8 protein-coding genes are annotated in these 6,784 nt (G+C 31.7%); 7 read left to right on the forward strand and 1 reads right to left on the reverse strand.

All coding sequences use genetic code 11. The annotated features are described in order from the left end of the window. Position 1: 1 nt before the first annotated feature. The 7 genes from ACZIX2_RS04820 (at position 2) to ACZIX2_RS04850 (ending at position 6,088) form a co-directional block, all read left to right on the forward strand. A complete protein-coding gene (locus ACZIX2_RS04820; RefSeq protein WP_463338947.1) occupies positions 2-706 on the forward strand; it encodes a 16S rRNA (uracil(1498)-N(3))-methyltransferase in 705 nt (234 codons plus the stop codon). Between the two features lie 216 nt (positions 707-922). Next, positions 923-1,561: a DUF4159 domain-containing protein gene (locus ACZIX2_RS04825; RefSeq protein ID WP_463338948.1), complete on the forward strand. Its 639-nt coding sequence runs from the start codon at positions 923-925 to the stop codon at positions 1,559-1,561. 7 nt (positions 1,562-1,568) lie between these two features. Continuing rightward, positions 1,569-2,072: a TrmH family RNA methyltransferase gene (locus ACZIX2_RS04830; RefSeq protein ID WP_463338949.1), complete on the forward strand. Its 504-nt coding sequence runs from the start codon at positions 1,569-1,571 to the stop codon at positions 2,070-2,072. A 145-nt stretch (positions 2,073-2,217) separates the two neighbouring features. Continuing rightward, complete coding sequence (locus tag ACZIX2_RS04835) at positions 2,218-3,174, forward strand: zinc metalloprotease (RefSeq protein ID WP_463338950.1); 957 nt, start codon at positions 2,218-2,220, stop codon at positions 3,172-3,174. A 72-nt stretch (positions 3,175-3,246) separates the two neighbouring features. Then, a complete protein-coding gene (locus ACZIX2_RS04840) occupies positions 3,247-4,338 on the forward strand; it encodes an AI-2E family transporter (protein ID WP_463338951.1) in 1,092 nt (363 codons plus the stop codon). 2 nt (positions 4,339-4,340) lie between these two features. Further along, entirely contained in the window at positions 4,341-5,513 is a 1,173-nt protein-coding gene (locus ACZIX2_RS04845; protein WP_463338962.1) for a THUMP-like domain-containing protein, read from the forward strand. 5 nt (positions 5,514-5,518) lie between these two features. Continuing rightward, positions 5,519-6,088, forward strand: a complete 570-nt coding sequence (locus ACZIX2_RS04850) for a hypothetical protein (RefSeq protein WP_463338952.1) — start codon at positions 5,519-5,521, stop codon at positions 6,086-6,088. Here the strand turns inward: ACZIX2_RS04850 and ACZIX2_RS04855 are convergent. After that, a complete protein-coding gene (locus tag ACZIX2_RS04855) occupies positions 6,085-6,738 on the reverse strand; it encodes a M15 family metallopeptidase (RefSeq protein WP_463338953.1) in 654 nt (217 codons plus the stop codon). The two genes, ACZIX2_RS04850 and ACZIX2_RS04855, sit on opposite strands and share 4 nt — an antisense overlap. Positions 6,739-6,784: the final 46 nt, after the last annotated feature.

A 6,784-nucleotide genomic window follows, 5' to 3' on the forward strand; every position in this document is an offset into this window, starting at 1 on the left:
CATGCAATTATTTTTCAATTCAGTAATCAATTCCTCTTGTACAGATTTTATCTTTGATAAAGAGGAAAGCAAGCACATTATTAAAGTGTTGCGTAAGAAAGAAGGTGATATTTTGCATGTTACCAATGGATTAGGGTATTTGTTTAAAACAGTGATTACTTTAGCATCTGATTCTAAATGTACCGTGAATATCTTGTCGTTTGAGAATGAAATCCCTTCCCCTTTTCCCCTACATTTAGTAGTAGCACCAACCAAGATGAACGATCGTTTTGAATGGTTTTTAGAAAAAGCCACGGAAATTGGCATTCAAGAAATTACCCCTATTATTTGTGACCGATCTGAACGAAAAGTTATTAATAAAGACCGATTTGAAAAAGTTATCATTACGGCATTAAAACAATCTAATGCATTGTTTTTGCCCAAATTAAATGAAGCTGTATCTTTTAAAGAATTTATGCATCAATCACATCAAGGGGATTTGTTTATTGCGCATTGTGAAGAAACGGATAAAAAATCACTAAAATCAGTCCTACATCCTAAGACTCCTACTACCATATTAATTGGTCCTGAAGGCGATTTTAGTCCAAACGAAATTGCTTTAGCGCTTTCAAATGGTTTTTTCCCTGTCACCCTTGGAAACACGAGATTGCGTACTGAAACAGCAGCAATTGTTGCGTGCCATAGTTTCGTTTTTTTTAATGAATAATAAACACCGAGTTACTTGAATACATGAAAAGGGTACTCAAAAAGATTTATAAATAGTTTTTCTTGCGTTGAACACGCTTTAAATCGAATGTGCAAAGTCATACTATTAGAATTCATTAATTAATGTTTACATTTGAAATGCTCTTGGCAATCATTATTGACTAATTTAAATTGAAAATGCATTCCATCTTCCTATATGAACAAATATTAAAAACAGATGAGATTATTTTTTAAACTATTACTTCTGTGTACATTAACTTCAAATGCTCAAGAAATTGCGTTGTTAAAATATAATGGCGGAGGCGATTGGTATGCAAACCCAACATCGCTTCCAAACTTGATTAATTTTTGCAACACCAATATCAATACTCGAATTAAAGCCAAACCTTCAACAGTAGTACCTAGTGACCCCGATTTGTTTTCCTATCCTTACATCCACATGACAGGTCATGGAAATGTTGTTTTTAACGATTCGGAGCGCAAAAATTTACGACTATATCTTGAAGGTGGCGGATTTTTACATATTGATGACAATTATGGAATGAATTCGTTTATAAGAAGAGAAATTAAACAATTATTTCCAGATTTTGAGTTAATTGAACTGCCCGCTAATCATGCTATTTTTCAAAAGCCGTTTGTTTTTGATAAAGGATTGCCTAAAATTCATGAACATGATGGAAAAAGACCACAGGCATTTGGCATTTTTATCAAAAATAGATTGGCGTTGTTGTACACTTACGAATGTGATTTAGGAGACGGATGGGAAGATGCAGAAGTCAATAATGACCCAATAGAAGTAAGACAAAAAGCCTTAAAAATGGGGGCCAATATTATGTTTTATATTTTTAATAATTAATTCCGTAATGCAGCTTACACATAATGAATTTCCTTTTGATGGGGGTACTTTTCCAATTATTTTGATTTGTGATACCCTTCAATTTCAACCCAATATTGGATCTATTTTTAGAATTTGTGAAGCTTTTGGAGTAGAGAAAATTATTTTTTGCGGACTTCGAGAGCAAATGAATCTTAGAAAAATAAATAAAACCTCTAGAAGTACGCATCTTCATGTGTCCTACAGTCTGGCTGATAATCCATTAGATGTGATTCAAGAACTTCAGAATCAAAATTATCAAATACTGTCTTTAGAATTGACTTCTGATAGTATTGCTATTGAAAAACTAGTCTTAGAAAAAAACAAACCAATTGCAGTAATAATTGGGAATGAGATTTCAGGAATTTCTGATTATTTCCTTAAAAGCTCACACCAAATAGTTCATATTGAAATGTTTGGAAAAAATAGTAGTATGAATGTTGTTCAAGCCACTGGAATTGCTCTATATGAGCTTACCAATCGATTAAAATAACGTTTTTATAACTATAAATAGTTGATATACAGATTATTAGTTTTTGAAATATTGCGAAAAAACATGGGAAGTTTCAATTTATTTTTGTAAATTGTTTGTGAAACACTTGTAAATCAATTAATTAACAAAAAAAAACTTCACAATTATGAAAAAACTATTAATTTGTTCAGTTGCTTTTTTGGCCTTATTTTCATGTCAAAATGAAGAAACCTTAAATGATTTAGATGTTCAGCAAACTGTATCCAAACGTAAATGTGCTTCCTATGAAGTTTTGCAAGCGCAATTAGCAGCAGATCCTTTTTTAGCTATTCGTATGAATCAAATTGAGGAATTCACTCAAAAAGCACGTTTAAAGGGTAAGTTGGTGAATGGTAAAATTGTTATTCCTGTTGTGGTGAATGTGTTATATCGCACGGCTGCCGAAAACATTTCAGATGCTTTGATTCAATCTCAGATTGATGTTTTGAACAAAGACTTTACTGCTACTAATACTGATTTTTCAAGTATTCCAAGTTTGTTTGCAGGAGTAGCTGCCAAAATTGATATTACATTTGAATTGCAGGCAATTAATAGAAAAGCCACCACTAAAACCTCTTGGGGAACCAGAGATACCATGAAAAAAAGTAGTAAAGGTGGTATTGATCCAACATCGCCTTCTAATACACTGAATATTTGGACCTGTACTATTGGTGGGGGTATATTGGGGTATGCACAATTTCCTGGAGGCTCTCTAGCTACTGATGGTGTTGTAATAGATTGTAAATATTTTGGTGTAACTAGTAATTCTGGATCAAGTTATCCATACAATTTGGGTAGAACGGCTACACATGAAGTAGGGCATTATTTAAACCTTAGACATATTTGGGGAGATGCAACTTGCGGAAGTGATTTAGTGGCTGATACTCCTACTCATGATTCTGCAAATTATGGGGTGCCTACCTACCCTCATTTAAGCACTTGTACTGGTACACCTGTTGAAATGACTATGAATTATATGGATTATACTGATGATAGAGGAATGTATATGTTTACTAATGGTCAAAAAGCAAGAATTTCAGCGCTTTTTGTTTCTGGTGGCGCCCGATCTGCTTTTGGAATTTAATTTTTTTTAAAAAATATTTTTTGTGAAACCCGCCTTTAAAAGCGGGTTTTTCTTATTTTTAAACCAAAAATAATGATTTCATCAAAAATTATTGCCAATGGTATAGTAAGAGCCGTAGCTATACTGCTACTAGCTGCTTTGTTTGTATATTTTTTATATCAAATCCAGACGGTTTTGACTTACATATTGGTTGCTTTGCTTTTGACACTTATCGGTAATCCTATCCTTGATTTTTTTAAAAAGAAATTGAAGTTTTCGCATATCATGGCTACAATAGCCACGCTTTTACTTTTTTTACTCACAACTATTGGGTTAATCATACTTTTTATTCCATTGATTACTTCGCAAGGACAAAATTTATCTTTATTAAATACCGAAGAAATTGAAAAAAATGCTCTCGATTTAATTCAGCAAATCAATACTTTTTTTGAAAGTCATTATATCAATTCTAGGAAATTCTTAAACTTAAATAATATTACTTCCAAAATCAATTTTAGTATCATTCCAAATTTTTTGAACGGATTACTTTCGGCTATTAGTAGTTTTGGAATGGGCTTGGCATCGGTATTTTTTATAGCGTTTTTCTTTTTGAAAGATAGAATTTTGTTTATTAAAGCTGTTCGTAAAGTTATTCCGGATAGTCACGAAGAGCAAATTTTAAATTCTTTTGAAAAAACCCATACGCTGTTATCGCGCTATTTTTTAGGATTGGTTTTTCAATTATGTATCGTATTTATTCTGTACTTAATTGTATTGGTTGTTTTTGAAATACCAAATCCAATAATCATTGCATTTTTATGTGCCGTACTTAATATTATACCATATTTAGGACCACTAATTGCTTCAATACTTGCAGCTCTTTTAACCATGATGAGTTATTTGGGAAGTGATTTTCAAGGCGTGATTTTACCAACTACAGTTTATGTTTTGGTAGGTTTTTGGGTAGTTCAAATGATAGATAATAATTTATCTCAGCCGTTAATTTTTTCAAAAAGTGTCAGCTCACATCCACTTGAGATTTTTTTAGTAATTCTTATTGCGGGTTTTTTATTTGGAATCATTGGAATGGTATTCGCAGTGCCTTTATATACTATTTTAAAAGTTGTAGGCAAAGAATTTTTACCTGAAAACAAGATTATACAGTTATTAACTAAAAATATTTAATGTTGAATTTAGATTTATTACGAATTGATATACAAGAGTTTATCAATAGTAACATCAATGCTAACTTAAGTAAATTGGCATTGCTCAAAAATCCATTTCCTGAAGTGGATTGGCGAAGTATTTTGGAGCAAATAGAAGGAAAATCAAAAGCAAAAGACAAATTACCTACTTGGTTTAAGGCTAAAAATATTATATATCCTCCAAAAGTTTCGATAGAACAAACCTCTTCTGAAGTAACGGCTCAATACAAAGCTAGTTTAATTTCGGGTACTCGTTTAATTGATCTTACAGGAGGCTGGGGCATTGATGATTATTATTTTTCTAAAACATTCGATAAAGTTGTCCATTGCGAAATCAATTCAAATCTTTCTAAAATTGCGGCTCATAATTTCAAACAGTTAAATGCAACCAATATAGAGTGTTTTGAAGGAGATAGTATTGAGTATATACAGGAAAGCAAGGAATTATGGGATTGGATATATATCGATCCCTCCAGACGAAACGAGAGCAAAGGCAAGGTTTTTATGCTAAAAGATTGTGCTCCCAATGTGTCCGATTTGTTAGATTTTTATTTCTCAATAGCTAAAGCTATTTTGATAAAAACGGCTCCGCTGTTAGATCTTACAGCTGGTTTATCAGAGTTGTCAAATGTGTTTTGCATTCATATTGTTGCCGTTAATAATGAGGTGAAAGAGTTATTATGGGAATTACATAAAGATTATGTTGAAGTAACCAAAATCAAAGCAATACATATCAATAAAGGAGTAATTGAATCTTTTGAAGTGCCTGCAGGGGCAGGAAAAGTAACTTATGGGTTGCCTGAATTGTATTTGTACGAACCCAATAGTGCCATAATGAAATCTGGAGCTTTTGATGCAGTAAGCGTTGTGTTCAATCTCAATAAATTAAGTGAGCATTCGCATTTATATACCAATTCTACTGTTATCGATTTTCCAGGGAGGAAATTTAAAATAGATAAAGTTATTAATTGCAATAAGTTAGCGTTGAAAAATAATTTAATGAATAAGACAGCCAACATTACAGTGCGTAACTTCCCGGAGAGTGTAGCTGATATTCGAAAAAAATGGAAAATTAAAGAAGGAGGTGATGTTTATTGTTTTTTTACTTTAGATGCGAATAATAATAAAATAGTATTATTTTGCAGCAAAATTTAAATTCAATGAAACGTTTATTTATTACCTTTTTTACAGTATTTTCTACGATTGTTTTTGCGCAAAAACCATGTGAGTTGAGTACTAATGTTACTGATTCTTTAGGTTCTTACAAAGTGACTAAAGAGTACATGATAAGTGAAAAGAATTTTGCGGGTACTTCAAGCTATATTTTTTTCTCTATGGCTTTAACTGATGGTATTCCGACTTTAAATGTACAATTGATTCAAAAAAGTAAAAATTTCATTACGGCTAAATGTTTGGATCAAAACTCTAAAGTTTTTTTACAACTCAATGATGGAAGTATTGTGTTGTTGATTCATAAAAACCAAGAAAATTGTGGCACTTTAATTCGCGATGATAAAGGATTTGATAATCGAGTAACAACTGGAGAGTTCTATTTTACTAAAGATAGTTTTGAAAAACTAAAAAATTCACCACTTTCAATTTTGAGAATTAAATATCTTACGGGAATTGAAGATTATGCTGTGAAAAAAGAGTTCACATCAGAGTTGAATGCAATTGTATATCAGCCAGAAAATTATTTCATTAATACTATTTCTTGTATAGAAAATTAGTTACAATCCCATTTTTTGTTGGACAATTGATCATTCTTGGCATCTTTTAAATTGTAATGCCACCATTCAGATTCAAGAGCGATAAAGCCATTTTGAATCATTACCTTACGAAGCAATTTACGGTTATTTCTGATGGTTTTGTCGTCAAAAAAATAACCGTGACTGGCTTCTTTACCAAAATAATCAAAAGCAGTCCCCATATCAACAACTTTACCATCAAGAGTAACAAGTGTTAAATCTACCGCCCCTCCTCTATTGTGAATGGAGCCTTTGGATGGATTGGCTACAAATTCTGGATTGGGTACAATTGCCCACATTTTTTTTTGAATATCTAAAGGGCGATAACAATCAAATAGTTGGATGCGAAATCCTTTTTTAATAAATTTTTTATTCGCTTTTATTAAGGCTTTCACGGTTTTCAAACGGAGATAACATTCTGCACAATCGTATACTTTTGATTTAAGAAAGTTATCTGTAGTGGCGTATTTTAGATCATAATAAAAAGCGTCACTGTAGTCATTCAAACGCACAAAAGTAGTATCCACTTGTGAATTACGGCTTTTACTGTCTTTATATTTATATTCTTGTGATGATTGACTAAATGAAATTGTGTGGATAAATAACAAAATGAATACGAATCTGGATAGCATAAGATTTTATTTAATAAAATGAATGCAGTAAATTTAAAAAATCTTT

Source organism: Flavobacterium riviphilum (assembly GCF_055231795.1).